The following is a 16,490-nucleotide window of genomic DNA, read 5'->3' as shown; positions in this document are numbered from 1 at the left end:
TCACAAGCCTTTTCTTTCTATTATACATGACATTGCCCTATAATAGTTAAATTTGCACTTATGTGACATATAACAAGGAATAGCCCCATCTATAGCGAAGGCATTATGAAGAGAATCACAATACACTTTTTGAAGAAAGCATTATTCTTGTTAAAGCAAACAGTTTAGAGGATGCTCACGAACTTGGTAAAAAAATTGCTATGCAATCTGAAGATACGTACGATAATGTGTACGGTGAGCAAATAACGTGGAAGTTCCGAAAAGTGTTGCATGTGTTTGAATTAGACAATACACCATTTGAAACCGGAAAAGAACTGTACGCAAGATTTTTACACGTTAAGAAAAATAAAGCGGTGGATACAGTCGTACAAAAATACTATCCTGAATCCGAATAAAAGCTCACAGCAATCGCTGTGAGCTTTTTTATACTTACTTCGTTGAATCTCTAAATTGGATACGGTGAGGTAAGATAACAGTGTGATCTTCCACTTTTTCTTTGTTCATATACTTTGTTAATAAACGCATTGCTACTGCACCGATATCATACATCGGTTGAACAACTGTTGAAAGCTGCGGACGAACCATTAATGCAAGACGTGTATTATCGAAACCAAGTACTTCTACGTCAGTTGGTACGTTTAATCCAGCGTCTTGTGCTGCATGGATTACACCTAGTGCCATTTCATCAGAAGACACGAAGATTGCTGTTGGCTTTTCATCATTGCTCCAAAGCTTTTCGAATGCTTCGATACCTGAGTCATATGTGTAATCTCCATCGATTACAAGATTTTCATCATATGAAATACCTGCTTCTTCTAAAGCTTTTTTATAACCTTGTAACTTCTTCGCGCTTCCCGCTTTATCAATGAAAGGACCAGAGACGAAACCGATACGTTTATGTCCTTGCTCGATAAAGTGCTTCATTGCATCATAAGCTGCTTGTGTATAATCAATATTTACTGATGGCGTTTCATTTTGCTCATCAAATGACGCTGCTAATACAATTGGTACTGGAGATTTTTTAAATTCTTCAATGTGAATGTCTGTAATATCTTCACCCATGAAAACAATTCCGTCCACTTGTTTTCCAAGCATCGTATTTAATAAATGGAACTCTTTCTCTTTGTTTTGATCAGAGTTACTTAAAATGATGTTATATTTGTACATTGTTGCGATATCTTCAATTCCACGTGCAAGTTCTGCATAAAACGTATTTGAGATATCAGGAATAATAACACCTACTGTAGTTGTCTTCTTACTTGCTAGTCCACGTGCTACCGCATTCGGGCGGTATCCTAAACGATCAATTGCTTCTAATACTTTCTTTCTTGTTGTAGGCTTTACATTTGGGTTACCGTTCACAACACGAGATACGGTAGCCATTGAAACGTTTGCTTCGCGCGCTACATCATAGATTGTTACGTTCATCTCATCGCACACTCCTTCTATTTTTGTTATCTATTTTTATGTATCGGTTACTTGAATGAAAAAAAGACATCAACTCTATTTGCAGATGCCACCAATCGTCCCGAGTTCTTCCTTTTACTAATGATACGATAAAAACGCAGGCTCATACAATATTTTCCCGCAAAAGTTTCGAAAAAATTCGCTTCTTTTCTCGTATTTTCGTATTTTTTATGAAAAAAGGGCATTTTTTGTAAAAAAATAGATGTTTCCTAAGTAGAAATCTTATTTTAAGCAGTACGATAGTAAATGAAATTTATATCGGCGATTTTTCGAATATATCGACTGTAACTCGAAATATATCAGCGATTTTCCAAATATATCGACCGCAACTCTAATTATATCAGCGATTTTTTAAATATATCAACTTACCAACAAAAATCGACAATGACAGTCGCTATACAATAGGAGAAAGCTGTTCCAAAATGCCTTTTTGGAACAGCTCATTAAAAGTTTTTATAATTTACTTCCAAATGATTTTAATTCATTCATAAAATCATTGAACTGCGGTATATTCATTTGCTGCGCCGCATCTGATAAAGCTACAGCTGGATCTGGATGTACTTCAGCCATAATTGCATCTGCACCAATTGCCATCGCTGCTTTTGCAGTTGGTAAGAGAAGGTCACGTCGCCCTGTAGAATGCGTTACATCGACAACGACAGGTAAATGTGTTTCTTTCTTTAAAATCGGCACAGCGGAAATATCAAGCGTATTACGCGTCGCTCTTTCATACGTGCGAATACCTCGTTCACATAAAATAATGTTCCCATTTCCCTTTGCCATAATATATTCTGCCGCATTAATGAATTCTTCAATCGTTGCTGATAGACCACGTTTTAATAATACTGGTTTATTTACAGCACCAGCTGCCCTTAGCAAATCAAAGTTTTGCATATTGCGAGCACCAATTTGAATAACATCAACGTAATCTAATGACATCTCAATATCATTCGGATTTAAAATTTCACTAATAACAGCCAAATCATATTCATCTGCTACCTGGCGCAAAATTTGTAATCCCTCTAATCCAAGACCTTGAAAATCATACGGTGAAGTACGTGGTTTGAACGCACCACCACGCATTAATTTCAGACCTTGCTCTTTCATTGCTTCAGCAACTTGACGTACTTGTTCATAACTTTCCACTGCACACGGTCCCATAATAAAATGCTGATTTCCGTCACCAATTTTTTCACCATTAATTTCAACAATCGTATCTTCTGTTTTTTTCTTACGAGAAACAAGTAATGCTTTACGATGATCATCTTCTTGTAATTCTAAACCAGCTTGAAAAATTTGTTTGAAAATATGTTGTAAAGTCGAAGTTTCAAATGGACCATTATTATTCTCTGCAATTAAATCCAGCATATTTCTTTCACGTACAGGATCAAAACGTTTCACACCTTGTACTTCTTTTAAATTACCAACTTCTTGTACGAGACGACCTCTTTCGTTTAGTAACTCTAATATTTGTAAATTAAGTTGATCAATTTCAGAACGTAAACGACCTAATTGTTGTGATGCCATAAGAAAGCCACCTCTTTCAAATTCCTATATGTTACTTTTTTAAGATAACTTATTATAGCTGATACATATACGATTGTCACACGATATACAGCAATGAATTACTATCAAAAAACATTGTATATTTTCATTTAAAATAAAAAAAAGACAGTTTACATACTGTCTTTTTTTACAAGAAGGAAACAAACGGTTTATCACTGTTTTTCTCTTTTATAATAACGGCCTCAATTTTACTCTCGGACTTAATCTGTAATTGTACTTTCGCATCTTTAGGCAATTTATCTAACATGCCTTGAGCAGCCAATTGGGTAAGAGCCATTAATTCTGTTTTACCGTTATATTTAATAACAATATTCATATTTAATGTATCCATTTGATCTTTCTTATAAGAAACTTTAGCGTTGACTGGAATAAAATCTCCATTAGAAAAACCTTTTATTTCCTTAGCAAAGTTATTTATTTTTGTATTATCTTCTCCATGTGCTTGTGTAAATTCATCAGAAGGATATGAATACGACTTTTCATCAATTGTACTCCAATTTCCAAGGTTCGTATCATTCTTTTGAACAGTAGCACTAGCAATATACGTACCATTTTTTAAAGAACTAGTACTTTCTTGCTTAAAGATAGCAAACGTAATTGGAGATTTGTTATACTTATCATTTTTGTTAATAGCTTCAATAAGTTGTTTAGCAACTTCAGTCCCTTTAGACATAGCTTCTTCATTCGATACACTTGAAGACATAGCTAAACCTATCATAACACCAGATAAACTTAATTCATTTGAATTCTGTTTTCCGAAATAGTCTTGTTCTATAATATTTGTCAAAACTGGCGCTTCTACTTTCGCAACTAGTTCATCAACTAGTTTCTCTGGAATATACTGATTTAATTGCAGTACGTGACTCTCTGTATCAAATTGCTGCGTTGCAATATTTATTAAACCATTTTCATACTCTGCTAAATCTAATTTAGAATTTGTTTTTATATTAGCTGTATTAATAACCTTTTGTTCTTTTAAAGGAATAACAGTTCTATAATAATCTTTAGAAACAGCAGTTCTCGGAATCATACTTTTTTCTTTTGTATCTTTTTGTATAACTTCATCCTTCTTACTAATCGTATTACTATTGTTACTACAAGCTCCTAGTAATAAACTTACGACTGCGAAGGATAATGCCATTTTCTTCATTACTTAAAACCTACTTTCAACAATCTAGTTATTTAGTTTGAACTATTAATAGTGTACCACTAAATATATTTCAACAAAAACAAAAAAAAAGAAGCAAGCACCTTTAGCTTGCTTCTTTTTACTTTATATTCTCTTCTAAAGCATCTTTTTTAATATTCCAATGAGATGTATTCCATACTACCATCCCATCTTTTATGTATAGCACTTGCGGTGATTCATGTCTAATACTGTATTGTTCTGCAACACGATTTGACACATCTCTCGCATCTTGTACGTATAAGTAATACGCTGGCACTTCTCTTTCTTCACTGCAATACGCTTGAAATTCTGTGTATGCACCGTGACTAATCGGGCATGTCGTACTATGTTTAAAAAGAACATACGGCTCATTCTTTTCTACTAAGACTTCAAGCTCTTCAATTGTTTCAAGTTTTGTCATATTCATCACGATTCACCTCTCATACGAAATCTAGAGCGCTTCTCTTTCTTTTCAGCTTTTTTCTCAATTCTTTCTAATTTACGCTCTTCTTTTTCAACCTTCTTCTCTTGTCTCGACGCACGGTAATGATTGTATACTTCAATCGCCGCACTGCTCCACTGTACAACTTGCGCTACTTTATCAGCGTTATTTTCAATTTCGTCCGTTACAGAGTCTGATACATTACGAAGCTTCGTATTTAAAGATTGGATTGTCGTTCCAATCCCATCTACACCCGCTACCACTTTATTTAATGACTGTGACTTCTGTTGAATATCATCAGCTAACGCATTCGTTTTATGTAATAATTGCTCTGTCTCTACGCTAATTCCTTGCATTTGCTTTTCTAAACCTTCTAACGTGCTTGCAACGTTTTCCAACGTCTTCTGAACCGATAACAACGTTCTGCATACATACACTACTAATACTGCGAAAGCAACCGCGATAATAGCCGCACTTACATATAAAAGAACTTGCATTTCATCACTTCCTTTATCTTTTTCATACTTTCCCCTATTATACAATCATTTTCCGTTTCATTCTAATCCCTATCTCATCATTAGAATTTTCATACTTATTCGTTAACTGTAACATAAATCATTCAACAAATTCCACTAAGTAGGTTACAATAGGAGAGGATACATAATTAGTAGGGAGGCTTTACATATGAAAGATCCACGTATTGAAAAGTTAGCATACAATTTAATTAACTACTCTATCCGCTTACAAAAAGGTGAAAAAGTATTAATTGAAAACTTTGGCTTACAAAAAGAACTTGTAACTGCACTTGTAAAAGAAGCATATGCAGCTGGTGGTTTCCCATTCGTCTCTTTAAAAGATCATCAAGTAGATCGCTCTTTATTAATGGGTGCTACTGAAGAACATTTCGAACAAATCGCTGCATATGAAGCAAGCGTAATGAAAGACATGGACGCTTATATCGGTCTTCGCTCTGGCGATAATATTAATGAACAAGCTGACGTTCCAAGTGAGCGTATGAAAGTTCATGGCCAAACAGTTGGTAAAAAAGTTCATAGAGACATTCGCGTTCCAAAAACACGCTGGGTTGTTCTTCGCTACCCAAATGCTTCTATGGCACAGCTTGCTAAAATGAGTACAGAAGCTTTCGAAGACTTCTACTTCGAAGTATGTAACTTAGACTACGGCAAAATGGATAAGGCAATGGATAGCCTTGTTACATTAATGAATAAAACAGATAAAGTTCGTTTAACTGGTCCTGGAACTGACTTAACATTCTCTATTAAAGACATTCCAGCTATTAAATGCTCAGGTCATTTAAACATTCCAGACGGTGAAGTATACTCTGCACCAGTTCGTGATTCTGTTAACGGTACAGTTTCTTACAACACACCATCTCCTTACAACGGTTATACATTTGAAAATGTACAACTTAAGTTTGAGAACGGTCAAATCGTTGAAGCAACTGCAAACGATACAGAGCGCATTAACAAAATCTTCGATACAGACGAAGGCGCACGCTACGTTGGTGAGTTCGCAATTGGCGTAAACCCATACATCTTACATCCAATGGGAGACATCCTATTCGATGAAAAAATCGATGGCAGCTTCCACTTCACTCCTGGACAAGCTTACGACGATGCATGGAACGGCAACAACTCGAACATCCACTGGGATTTAGTATGCATCCAACGCCCTGAATACGGCGGCGGCGAAATTTACTTCGACGACGTACTAATCCGTAAAGACGGACGCTTCGTTGTACCTGAACTAGAAGCTTTAAACCCAGAGAACTTAAAATAATAATAAAAACGCTCGGAATTTTCGCCGAGCGTTTTTTATTTCTTCCCTACCATTTCTATTTTCACATGTGGATTTTCTTTCTCTATAAGCCTTAAGAATTCATCCATATTTTGCGGCATCGCAACCATATGTACTTTATATGCATTCGTCGTAATTTCAAGAAACTTTCCGACCTGACGTATAATTCTCACATCTTTTAATACAATATCATCATTTAAAATACCGTACTTTAATACGCCATTTTCTACTTTATGTTTTTTAATAAATACTTCCCAAACGAGTGGTACATTTACAATGAAGCATAAACCCATCCCAATCAACGCTGACATCCAATGCGCTTTATTAGTGAAAAGCATGACAATTGGATATATAAACATAAAAACTAACGTAAGACAAACGAAAATGACTACTGACTTACTTCTTTGAATTGGAAAGTTCATACCTACACCCCCTAACCCAAATTATACCATTATTTCTATTTTGCTTCATAGAAAAAGGCCATTTCTAAATGACCTTTTACACAATGTACCTATAAAATTTCTTATCTACCTGTAGCACCGGAAAGTTTTTCGGCAACTCGTCTATACTCACACTTTCAAAACCATTCTTTTCATAAAAACGATGTGCCGCTAAAAATTTTACTGTTGTTCCTAAGTAAATATCTTTCAATTTTTTATCCTCAGCCCATGAAATTGCTGTTTGAAGCAACATATGTGATGCGCCCCATTCTTTTCCGCGAAACTCTTTCTTCACGAACATTTTTCTTAGCGCTACTTGATGATTCTCAATATCTAATAAAGCTACTGTTCCAACTACTTTATCATCATAAATTGCTATCCAAAAGTTTCCGTAATCCTTTTGATAGAATGTTTCTATTTCAAGTAAATCAGGTTGCTCTTCTTTCGTAATTGAAACATTATACTCTTTTTGCTGAATATGAACGATAAGATCTACTACTTCCTCTTGAAACGTACTTTCATACGCAATAATGCGTATCTTCTCGTTCATCGAATCTCCTTCCACTCTGAAGCTAGTAAACTATATACAGCGATATCGTGAAAATGATCATATAGCCATTCATCATCTCTTAAAATGCCATCTAACTTAAATCCTAAACGTTCTGGAATAGCGCGGCTTTTCACATTTTCAACACCGCATCTAATTTCCATTTTATTTAATTTTAAATTCTCAAATGCATAGTGAAGTACAGCCTTCACACTACGCGTCATAATACCTTTCCCGCCAGCATCTTCTGCAAGATAATACCCAAGACTCGTCGCTTTCTTCCCCCAGCTCACTGGATGAATACCTACCATCCCAACGAGCTTTCCTTTGTAACGTATGCCACTTTCAAAACCGTCTCCCTCTGCAAATTTCTTTAACCACATCGGACAAATCTCATCATACGCATCAGCAGATTTCGTCCCATCTACCCAAGGAAGCCATCTTCGTAAATGATTACGGTTTTGATCTATTAATTGATATAGTTCCTCCTTATGATGCTTCTCTAATAACTGTAATTCGATTTCATCGTCTACTCGAAGTGTAAACATGTTTTTTGGTCCCCTTTTTATTTTTCTTATTATTCTAACATTTATAACTAAAGAAATACACGCTAATATATCGACTAACCTCAAGAATCATATATGCCAACATAGCACACAAAAAAGACGCATAGCCAAGCTATGCGTCTTTCCTATTACTTCTCTGCAACTTGAACTTCTTTTACGTAAGCTGCTTCGAATTTTTGGATGTCTCCTGCGCCCATGAAAATTAGAACGCCGTTTTTATGTTTCTTTAATACATCCGTTGTTGTATCTGTAATTAGTTCTGCACCGTCAATACGCTTTTGCAGATCTTCGATTGTTAATTCACCTTTGTTTTCGCGTGCTGATCCGAAAATATCACATAAGTATACTTGATCAGCTTTGCTTAGGCTTTCTGCGAACTCATCTAAGAACTTTTCTGTACGTGAGAATGTGTGTGGCTGGAATACAGCGACAATTTCACGCTCTGGATGTTTTTGACGAGCTGCTTCAATCGTTGCATTAATTTCTGTCGGATGGTGTGCGTAGTCATCGATAATCACTTGCTCTCCCATCGGCTTTTCATTAAAGCGACGTTTTACGCCTTCAAAAGTTGTTAGCTGATGCTTTACTGCTTCTACATCAACGTTTTCATAATGGCAAAGTGCAATTACTGCTAACGCATTTAATACGCTGTGATTGCCGTATCCTGTAATTTTGAACGTGTCATAGTACGTATTACGAACGAATACATCAAAAATAGTACCATCTGTTCTCTTTTGGATGTTGCGTGCTTGGAAATCATTATCTTCTCCAAATCCATAGAAAATAACAGGTACTTTCGCTTGAATTTTTTGAAGTTCTTCATCATCTCCACATGCAATAATGCCTTTTTTCACTTGCAATGCCATCTCTTGGAATGCACTGAATACATCATTGATGTCTGCAAAATAATCTGGATGATCAAAATCAATATTCGTCATAATTGCATAGTCTGGATTATAAGACAAGAAATGACGACGATACTCACAAGCTTCAAATACAAAATACTTACTATTTTCTACCCCATGCCCTGTTCCATCTCCAATAAGGTAAGATGTTGGGTGTGCACCTTGCATTACATGGGCTAACAAACCTGTTGTTGATGTTTTTCCGTGTGCACCAGTTACAGCAACACTTGTGTATTGGCTCATCAGGTCACCTAAGAAATGATGGTAACGATGGACTGGGATGTTTAATTCTTTTGCTGCTACGATTTCTTCATGCGTATCAGGAAATGCATTTCCTGCAATAATCACTTGTCCTTCTTCTACATTATTCTTATCAAAAGGAAGGATCGAGATACTACGCTTTTCCAACGCTGTTTGTGTAAAGAAACGCTTTTCATAATCAGACCCTTGAACAGTATGCTTCATATCATGAAGAATTTGCGCTAATGAACTCATTCCTGTTCCTTTAATTCCTACAAAATGGTAAACTGTCATCTTAAAGAACCTCCAACATTTCGAACTAATACAACGGCCTATCTATAAGACAGTATATGAATCTTTTCTTATTTTGGTAATCATCATACATTTTTGATGTAGTGAAGTTATTCTTCCCTTCACTTATCAGGATAAACTCGTACGTACTTCTTTATATATCCATAACAAGTCCATTATAGCAAAAAAGAAGCCGCTATACTATGATAACAGAAAAACTGATAGGGTCAATCACCTATCAGTTTTTCTCTCTTTTACATCTCTTCTCTTTTTTCTAATTGAACACGCTCTAAACGTGGGTTTGGACGATATTTACGACCAGCTTTTGCTTCTGGTTTCCCATTTAATTCTACATTATCACCAGTAAAGCCAATATTCATTTTTAATAAGCTACTTCCTACCCCGTATATGTCAACAGGTACGTTTTGAGCTTCAAATTCACGAATACGCTTCTCATCAAATCCACCAGTTACAACGATGTCTACATGCTGGAATCCTTCTTCATCAAGTGCTTTACGAAGTGCGAATACAAGCGATGGGTTTACACCACGTGGATCGAATGTTCCAAGTACTTCTGGGTGGCGAATGAAGTATTGATCAATCATCGTGCGGGACGTATCTACACGTACACCTTTTAATGTTGATCCAAATTCACGCGCTACGCGAAGTGCATCTGTAATGACATCATTGTTGTAATCAATTAATACAACTAATTCATCTTCTGGGAATTTCTTATGATATGCTTTTGCCGCTTCTACAACATCACCATTAAACATTTGAATTAATGCGTGAGGCATCGTCCCCATACCACTTTTGCCCCACCATTCATTCATCGCATGCGTCGCTTGTGCGCTCATACCTCCGATGTATGCTGCATAACCGTCACCAGCTTGTTGTGTATAATGATCGTCACGATCTCCCATGAAAATAACTGGTTTTTCTTTATCTACGCTACGCGCAGCTTGGACAACGTTATATACGTTTGTCGCAACCGATGTACGACGAGCTAAAATCCCATCAATGACACCTTCTAAAAATCCGAAATTTTCATAAGGACCATGAATTGTTAACACTGTTTCAAATGGACTAATTTTATCGCCATCTTTTAAAGAGTTAATCTCAAGTTCCTCAGGATTTTTAGCGAATGTTTGTAGCAACGCAATCACTTCATCTGTTCCGCAAAGAACTGCATTTTCCTTTTGGAAAAATTGCATCGTTACAACACTTTTCGGGCGAAATTCTTCAATGATTTCTCTAGTCTTTAAAAAGTAAACGGCAGAGAACCAACCTTCTCCAACGCGTTCGTCAAATTTAAATGTTTTATTTGTTAGTCTATTTATTTCACCTTTTAATTTTAATTCAATTTCTTTCATGTCGCTTTACTCCCTACTTTACTATCCAACATTTTCTCTTAGTATACAGCATAACCGTTTACTATACATTTGTTTCCTGCATAGCAGCGAATTCATCCTCAGAAATAAGGACATCTCTTGGCTTCGTTCCTCTTGCTTCAGAAATAATTCCTTGCGATTGCATCTCTTCAATGAGGCGTGCTGCGCGATTATAACCGATGCGGAATTTTCGCTGTACAGAAGATGTGGACGCTCCCCCTTGTTCTACAACAAATTGACATGCTTCGAAGAACAATTCGTCTTCCGACTCAGCTTGTTCTGTTTTCGCTAATAAATCCTCTTGCTTAAATAAGTAATTCGGCTTCATTTGCTTTTTCACATGATCAACTGTCTTTTCAATCTCATCATCCGATACATATACACCTTGTACACGAACAGGCTTAGATGTACCGTTCCCTAAGAATAACATATCACCACGGCCAAGTAATTTCTCCGCGCCACCAATATCGATAATCGTACGCGAATCAACTTGAGATGATACAGTAAACGCAATACGCGTTGGAATGTTTGACTTAATTAAACCTGTAATAACATCTACAGATGGACGCTGCGTCGCTACTAATAAATGAATACCACAAGCACGTGCTTTTTGCGCAATACGACAAATCGCTTCCTCAACATCACCAGGTGCTACCATCATTAAGTCGGCTAACTCGTCAATGACAATAACGATATAAGGTAATGTTTCTCCCGGAATTTCTCGCTCACTTACAATCGTATTATAACGAGTTAAATCACGAGCACCTGCGTGCGCAAACAATTCATAACGGCGTTCCATTTCCTCAACTGCCCATTTTAATGCAGCTGTTGCTGCTTTTACATCCGTAATAACAGGTGCTACAAGATGTGGAACAGAATTGTATGGTGCAAGCTCAACCATCTTCGGATCGATTAACATTAACTTCACTTCATGTGGTTTCGCTTTATATAAAATACTCGTTAAAATCGCGTTAATACACACACTTTTACCTGAACCCGTTGCACCCGCAATAAGTCCGTGCGGCATTTTTCGAATATCCGTTACAATTGGATCCCCTGAAATATCAAGCCCCAGCGCAACAGTAAGCGGTGATTCACTCTTTGTGAATACAGGACTTCTTAAAATTTCACGAAGAAATACTGGCTTACTTTCTTTATTTGGAACCTCGATTCCAATCGCACTCTTCCCTGGAATCGGTGCTTCAATACGAATATCTTTCGCAGCTAAGCTTAACTTAATATCATCACTTAAATTTGTAATTTTATTTACTTTCACACCTGGGTCTGGCTGCACCTCAAAACGAGTGACTGCCGGACCTTGCGATACATTAATAACATGTGCTCCAACGTGAAAATTATTAAACGTTGTATCTAATAATTCTTTCTGCTCCTCTAACCATTCTGTATTATCTAACGCTGATTGCTGTGGAATCGACAACAGCGCTAATGGCGGAACAGTGTATGTCGGTGGTGTGTGCAATACATTTCGCATATCGTTCTCTCTTTGATTTACAACATATGCTTTCTCTTGTACTTCCGTACTTGAAATTGGCTTTTGTACTTGCTCTACCACTATTTGCTGTATTGGTTGTTCTTCCACTTGTGGCTCTGCTACTACTTGCTGCATTGGGTGTTCTTCCACTTGTGATTCTACTACTACCTGCTGCACTGGGTGCTCTTCCACTTGTGGTTCTGCTGCTACTTGCTGCACTGGGTGCTCTTCCACTTGTGGTTCTGCTACCTCTTGTTGCACTGGCTTATTCTCTACTCGTACATTAGCAGAAGGCTGCATTGCATTTGCTCTAGCTGCATGTCTTTCCATTAATCGTGTTCTATCTTGTTTCAACATAACAACATTAAATGGTACATGACGCTTTTTCTCACGTTTTGGTTCTTCTTTTTGTACAACTGGTTGTTCTTCTGCGACTGGTGTTTCCTCGGCAACTGGTTGTTCTTCTACGACCGGCGCTTCTTCTACAACTCGTTGCTCTTCTACGACCGGTGCTTCTTCTACAACTCGTTGCTCTTCTGCGACTGGCGCTTCTTCTACAACTGATTGCTCTTCTACGACCGGTGCTTCTTCTACAACTGATTGCTCTTCTACGACCGGTGCTTCTTCTACAACTCGTTGCTCTTCTGCGACCGGTGCTTCCTCGACAACTGATTGTTCTTCTACAATCGGTGCTTCTTCTACAACTGGTTGTTCTTCTGCAATTAAAACATCCGCAAAGCTTTGAACATCTTTCTTCGTTTGTTCATCAGCCTCAGCAACATGTATGAATTCACTCTTTTGTTCAATTGCTTCAGCTTCTTGCTGAATGTCCTCAAGTGCTACAAATGTCTCTACTACAGGCGCGTTTATTTCTGCAATCACTTCTACTTCTTCTGACTCTTCCGTTTCCGCAATTACTTCAGCTTCTTCTGACTCTTCTACTTCCGCAATTACTTCCACTTCTTCTGACTCTTCTGCTTCCGCAATTACTTCCACTTCTTCTGACTCTTCCGTTTCTGCAATTACTTCCACTTCTTCTAACTCTTCCGTTTCTGCAATTACTTCCACTTCTTTTGACTCTTCCGTTTCTGCAATTACTTCCACTTCTTTTGACTCTTCCGTTTCTGCAATTACTTCCACTTCTTCTGACTCTTCCGTTTCTGCAATTACTTCCACTTCTTCTGACTCTTCTGCTTCCGCAATTACTTCAGCTTCTTCTGACTCTTCTGTTTCCGCAATTACTTCAGCTTCTTCTGACTCTTCTGCTTCCGCAATTACTTCCACTTCTTCTGACTCTTCCGCTTCTGCAATTACTTCTACTTCTTCTGACTCTTCTGTTTCCGCAATTACTTCAGCTTCTTCTGACTCTTCTGCTTCCGCAATTACTTCCACTTCTTCAGGTGCCTCTGTTTCCATAACTACTTCTTCAAGCTCTTCCGTTTCTGCAATCACTTCTACTTGTGACACTTCTTCTGGTATTTCCACAATGATTGTTTCTTCAAGTTTTTCTTCTGCTTTGACAATCACTGATTCTTCTAGAGCTTGCTTTTCTACTTCAATAGTAGGTTGTTTTATTTCTGTATTACGTTTAATTTCTTCTGATAATATTGTATCCTCGTGCTCTACTTTAGAAGCTACTAATTCTTCTTGTAGATTGTTTTCGTTTAACACCACTACATCTTTTTCTAGCTTAGCACTTTCCATCTGCTCAGCTACTGTTTTATGAAGTAATTCATCCGCTGGAACTTCCTGCGGTGTACTCATTTCTTGAATCACTTCTTTTTCTTCTACTAAAGGCACTTGGCGTTCAATTTCATAACCGTTTTTCTCTAGCCATTGATCAACAACTGATTTTTCTTCTTTTTTGCTCTGTTGACCTTGCTGTTCAACTACTTCACCTGAAGCAGAAGACGTTGCTTGTCCTTCTGAGAAATCAGATAATGTATATCCTTTTTTCTCTAACCATGCATCAACGACTGATTTACCCTCTACAGATATTTCAAGGTCTTCTCTTTCCTTTACTTCCTCCTGCTTTTCTTCCTTTTTCTCTACTGAAGGACGATTATATCCATAAATTGGCGAAATCATTTCTGTTGGCCGAAATGGTCTACGGTTACTCTCTTGCGAAGGTGCAGATGCCTTTTTAACGACAGACTCCCGCACCGGTTCATATTGCACTTCCGGCTCTTCATATGTAGAAACTACCTTTTCCACATACGGTCGTCTGCTTCTTTCCACCTTTATTCCTCTTTGGGCAGTCGGTTCTTCATATGTTACTCCTTGAACAGGTTGTTCTTCGAAGCGATTTACTTCGCTTTCATCCTCTTCATCGAACCCATTATCCGGTACTAAAGGAAAACGGCATTTACCTGCATTCCTACTTGCCATTTGTGCTTCTCTTGCTTCAGTGTAGTGGTTTACACGAGGAATTTTCGGCTGACTTTCAATTTGCTTTGGTACTTCTTTATTCATCGCTGTTTGTTCTTCCTCTTTGTTAAACAGCTTTTTCATCCAATCTAACATGCTTACCACTCTTTCTACTAAATAGTAACATCCTTTATTGTATCAGCATTCGGCAAAAAGTGCAGGTAAAATTAAGCATGTCATATTTATCCATAATATTCTAATTTACGAGTGTTTTCATATAAAAAAAACGCAGTCTTTCATGTAAGACTGCGCTTAAGCTTTACTCTTCTGATATGCATCTATGCTATCCGTTACACTTTGCAATAAAGAATTTACATACTGCGGGTCAGATAATTTTTTATCTTCTTCATGGTTTGACATAAACCCAAGTTCTAATAACACACCAGGAACCTTTGCCCAATTAAATCCAGAAAGATCATCCCGAAATTTAATTCCATTTACTTTTACTTGCTGGTTCTCCCTCATTTTATTTACAATCATTTGAGAGATTTGAAGACTTTCCGCATAAATCTCTTTCGTATATGGACTTCCTTCTGCCGGCGTCAATACAGCGAATCCACTTTGGTTTGGATTTTCAGAACCATCTGCATGAAGACGTAAAAATAAATTAGCCTTATGATTATTTGCGAATGTCGCCCTTTCTTTATTACTTATATCAACGTCTTGTGATGTTCTCGTCATTAATACTTGTATTCCCTTTGCTTCTAACTTTTCTTTTAATACGAAAGCCATTTCTAATACAAGTACAGCCTCTCTCTTTTTCGTCACAACACCTGTTGTACCGTCTGTCACTTTATATTTTTGCGTTGTTGCCCCTGGTCCAATCGGCTCTAAATTTAAATTCGCTTTTTGTTGATGCCCTGGATCAATAACGACGAGAAACTTCTCTTGTTTTTCATTACTCTCTACTTTTTGTTCATTATTTTGCACTGGTTGCTCAGTCGGCTGCACTGGCGTAGTTTCTTCTTTCTTTTCATCAGATGATACTTCCTCTTGCTTATGTTCTACTTGCTCATTCGTTTGAATTGCTTGCGATTCTTCGTTCTTTTCTTGTTCTTGCTGCTTTTCTACCGGTGCATCTTCTTTGGTATCTTTGTTTTTCTCTTGTATAGAAGATGTAGTTTCTTTTTTCGGCTGCTCTTGTGAACAACCGGCCATATATATTCCAATGAATGCAATCATGCTCATTATTTTTATATACTTCATACTTCTCTCCCATCACTTTGCACCGGATTCAAAGTTTTTCTTATAATTGCCCTATAATCTCATCCATATTTCCAATATAAACTGGCTGCCATTTTTCTGTACCACGTTCTGCAGTATAAACCGGATAAGCGTCATCATCTATATTTACGAAAACTGGATCGCCCATATCCGTTTCATATCCAATTGTAATCCATCCTTCTTGCCACTTTCCGTTTTCTTCACTTATTAATGAATTTTTATGTTTATCATATCGATAGCCGATTTGTCCTTTTTCTAATTCACTTTCACTAAACAAATATATTTCATAAGTACCTAGCTCAACATCTTGCTGTTTTGAAGTTTCAATTCGTTTTAGAAGTTCTGCGATTTTTGGTTGTTGTTTCATACGTCTATCCCCTTCTACTTTTCTAAATTTTAACTAGTTTGTTTATAAAATACAATATAGATTTTAAGAAAAAAGGTGACATCCTTATCATATTAACAATTTTTTGAATATATCTATCACTACTCTCAATATATCAACG

The 16,490-nt window shown here is 37.0% G+C and carries 14 protein-coding genes and 1 pseudogene; 2 read left to right on the top strand and 13 right to left on the bottom strand.

Translation table 11 applies throughout. The features are described from left to right. Positions 1-101: 101 nt before the first annotated feature. Positions 102-395: pseudogene (locus ACTFRY_RS01055) on the top strand (DUF4288 domain-containing protein); the annotation flags it as partial. Positions 396-429: 34 nt separating this feature from the next. Here ACTFRY_RS01055 and ccpA read toward each other — a convergent pair. The 5 genes from ccpA to ACTFRY_RS01030 all read right to left on the bottom strand — a co-directional run bounded on the left by ccpA (position 430) and on the right by ACTFRY_RS01030 (position 5,140). Then, positions 430-1,428: a catabolite control protein A gene (gene ccpA, locus ACTFRY_RS01050; RefSeq protein ID WP_001103297.1), complete on the bottom strand. Its 999-nt coding sequence runs from the start codon at positions 1,426-1,428 to the stop codon at positions 430-432. Positions 1,429-1,920: 492 nt separating this feature from the next. Continuing rightward, the gene (locus ACTFRY_RS01045) at positions 1,921-2,994 is read right to left on the bottom strand and encodes a bifunctional 3-deoxy-7-phosphoheptulonate synthase/chorismate mutase (RefSeq protein ID WP_000168204.1); all 1,074 of its coding nucleotides are present in this window, start codon (positions 2,992-2,994) and stop codon (positions 1,921-1,923) included. 166 nt (positions 2,995-3,160) lie between these two features. Beyond that, complete coding sequence (locus ACTFRY_RS01040; RefSeq protein ID WP_000738031.1) at positions 3,161-4,183, bottom strand: CamS family sex pheromone protein; 1,023 nt, start codon at positions 4,181-4,183, stop codon at positions 3,161-3,163. A 118-nt stretch (positions 4,184-4,301) separates the two neighbouring features. Next, positions 4,302-4,628: a bacillithiol system redox-active protein YtxJ gene (gene ytxJ / locus ACTFRY_RS01035; RefSeq protein ID WP_001057469.1), complete on the bottom strand. Its 327-nt coding sequence runs from the start codon at positions 4,626-4,628 to the stop codon at positions 4,302-4,304. Then, complete coding sequence (locus ACTFRY_RS01030; protein ID WP_001197720.1) at positions 4,628-5,140, bottom strand: DUF948 domain-containing protein; 513 nt, start codon at positions 5,138-5,140, stop codon at positions 4,628-4,630. Before ACTFRY_RS01030 ends, ytxJ begins: the two co-directional genes overlap by 1 nt. A 187-nt stretch (positions 5,141-5,327) precedes the next feature. Between ACTFRY_RS01030 and ACTFRY_RS01025 the strand changes: the two genes are divergently transcribed. Beyond that, positions 5,328-6,443 (top strand): aminopeptidase, encoded by a 1,116-nt coding sequence (locus ACTFRY_RS01025; protein ID WP_000654731.1) that lies wholly within the window; start codon positions 5,328-5,330, stop codon positions 6,441-6,443. A gap of 35 nt (positions 6,444-6,478) precedes the next feature. Here the strand turns inward: ACTFRY_RS01025 and ACTFRY_RS01020 are convergent, their stop codons facing one another. From ACTFRY_RS01020 to ACTFRY_RS00985, 8 genes are all read right to left on the bottom strand, one after another. After that, entirely contained in the window at positions 6,479-6,883 is a 405-nt protein-coding gene (locus ACTFRY_RS01020) for a PH domain-containing protein (protein WP_016118736.1), read from the bottom strand. 76 nt (positions 6,884-6,959) lie between these two features. Continuing rightward, the gene (locus tag ACTFRY_RS01015; protein WP_001003133.1) at positions 6,960-7,451 is read right to left on the bottom strand and encodes a GNAT family N-acetyltransferase; all 492 of its coding nucleotides are present in this window, start codon (positions 7,449-7,451) and stop codon (positions 6,960-6,962) included. Further along, positions 7,448-7,996: a GNAT family N-acetyltransferase gene (locus ACTFRY_RS01010; RefSeq protein ID WP_000494659.1), complete on the bottom strand. Its 549-nt coding sequence runs from the start codon at positions 7,994-7,996 to the stop codon at positions 7,448-7,450. The genes ACTFRY_RS01015 and ACTFRY_RS01010 overlap by 4 nt, the downstream gene beginning before the upstream one ends. A 146-nt stretch (positions 7,997-8,142) precedes the next feature. After that, complete coding sequence (gene murC / locus ACTFRY_RS01005; protein WP_000219468.1) at positions 8,143-9,453, bottom strand: UDP-N-acetylmuramate--L-alanine ligase; 1,311 nt, start codon at positions 9,451-9,453, stop codon at positions 8,143-8,145. 251 nt (positions 9,454-9,704) lie between these two features. Next, positions 9,705-10,823: a nicotinate phosphoribosyltransferase gene (locus ACTFRY_RS01000; protein ID WP_000658370.1), complete on the bottom strand. Its 1,119-nt coding sequence runs from the start codon at positions 10,821-10,823 to the stop codon at positions 9,705-9,707. Between the two features lie 61 nt (positions 10,824-10,884). After that, positions 10,885-14,856 carry a DNA translocase FtsK gene (locus ACTFRY_RS00995; protein WP_440032079.1) on the bottom strand — a complete coding sequence of 1,324 codons (3,972 nt, stop codon included), beginning with the start codon at positions 14,854-14,856 and terminating at the stop codon, positions 10,885-10,887. A 156-nt stretch (positions 14,857-15,012) separates the two neighbouring features. Continuing rightward, positions 15,013-15,966 (bottom strand): N-acetylmuramoyl-L-alanine amidase, encoded by a 954-nt coding sequence (locus tag ACTFRY_RS00990; RefSeq protein WP_000874044.1) that lies wholly within the window; start codon positions 15,964-15,966, stop codon positions 15,013-15,015. Between the two features lie 40 nt (positions 15,967-16,006). Continuing rightward, positions 16,007-16,351, bottom strand: a complete 345-nt coding sequence (locus ACTFRY_RS00985) for a thiamine transporter (protein WP_086386067.1) — start codon at positions 16,349-16,351, stop codon at positions 16,007-16,009. Positions 16,352-16,490 lie beyond the last annotated feature (139 nt).

Origin of the sequence: Bacillus cereus group sp. MYBK195-1 (assembly GCF_051916605.1) — a bacterium.
GTDB classification, from domain to species: Bacteria; Bacillota; Bacilli; order Bacillales; family Bacillaceae_G; genus Bacillus_A; species Bacillus_A cereus.
Note: the sequence above shows the minus strand (reverse complement) of the source record. Positions and strands in the feature narration are given on the sequence as shown.

Excerpts from the sequence above, each read along its gene's own strand:
- ccpA (WP_001103297.1), bottom strand. The coding sequence starts at position 1,428 with ATGAACGTAACAATCTATGATGTAGCGCGCGAAGCAAACGTTTCAATG.
- ACTFRY_RS01045 (WP_000168204.1), bottom strand. The coding sequence starts at position 2,994 with ATGGCATCACAACAATTAGGTCGTTTACGTTCTGAAATTGATCAACTT.
- ACTFRY_RS01040 (WP_000738031.1), bottom strand. The coding sequence starts at position 4,183 with ATGAAGAAAATGGCATTATCCTTCGCAGTCGTAAGTTTATTACTAGGA.
- ytxJ (WP_001057469.1), bottom strand. The coding sequence starts at position 4,628 with ATGAATATGACAAAACTTGAAACAATTGAAGAGCTTGAAGTCTTAGTA.
- ACTFRY_RS01030 (WP_001197720.1), bottom strand. The coding sequence starts at position 5,140 with ATGCAAGTTCTTTTATATGTAAGTGCGGCTATTATCGCGGTTGCTTTC.
- ACTFRY_RS01025 (WP_000654731.1), top strand. The coding sequence starts at position 5,328 with ATGAAAGATCCACGTATTGAAAAGTTAGCATACAATTTAATTAACTAC.
- ACTFRY_RS01020 (WP_016118736.1), bottom strand. The coding sequence starts at position 6,883 with ATGAACTTTCCAATTCAAAGAAGTAAGTCAGTAGTCATTTTCGTTTGT.
- ACTFRY_RS01015 (WP_001003133.1), bottom strand. The coding sequence starts at position 7,451 with ATGAACGAGAAGATACGCATTATTGCGTATGAAAGTACGTTTCAAGAG.
- ACTFRY_RS01010 (WP_000494659.1), bottom strand. The coding sequence starts at position 7,996 with ATGTTTACACTTCGAGTAGACGATGAAATCGAATTACAGTTATTAGAG.
- murC (WP_000219468.1), bottom strand. The coding sequence starts at position 9,453 with ATGACAGTTTACCATTTTGTAGGAATTAAAGGAACAGGAATGAGTTCA.
- ACTFRY_RS01000 (WP_000658370.1), bottom strand. The coding sequence starts at position 10,823 with ATGAAAGAAATTGAATTAAAATTAAAAGGTGAAATAAATAGACTAACA.
- ACTFRY_RS00995 (WP_440032079.1), bottom strand. The coding sequence starts at position 14,856 with ATGTTAGATTGGATGAAAAAGCTGTTTAACAAAGAGGAAGAACAAACA.
- ACTFRY_RS00990 (WP_000874044.1), bottom strand. The coding sequence starts at position 15,966 with ATGAAGTATATAAAAATAATGAGCATGATTGCATTCATTGGAATATAT.
- ACTFRY_RS00985 (WP_086386067.1), bottom strand. The coding sequence starts at position 16,351 with ATGAAACAACAACCAAAAATCGCAGAACTTCTAAAACGAATTGAAACT.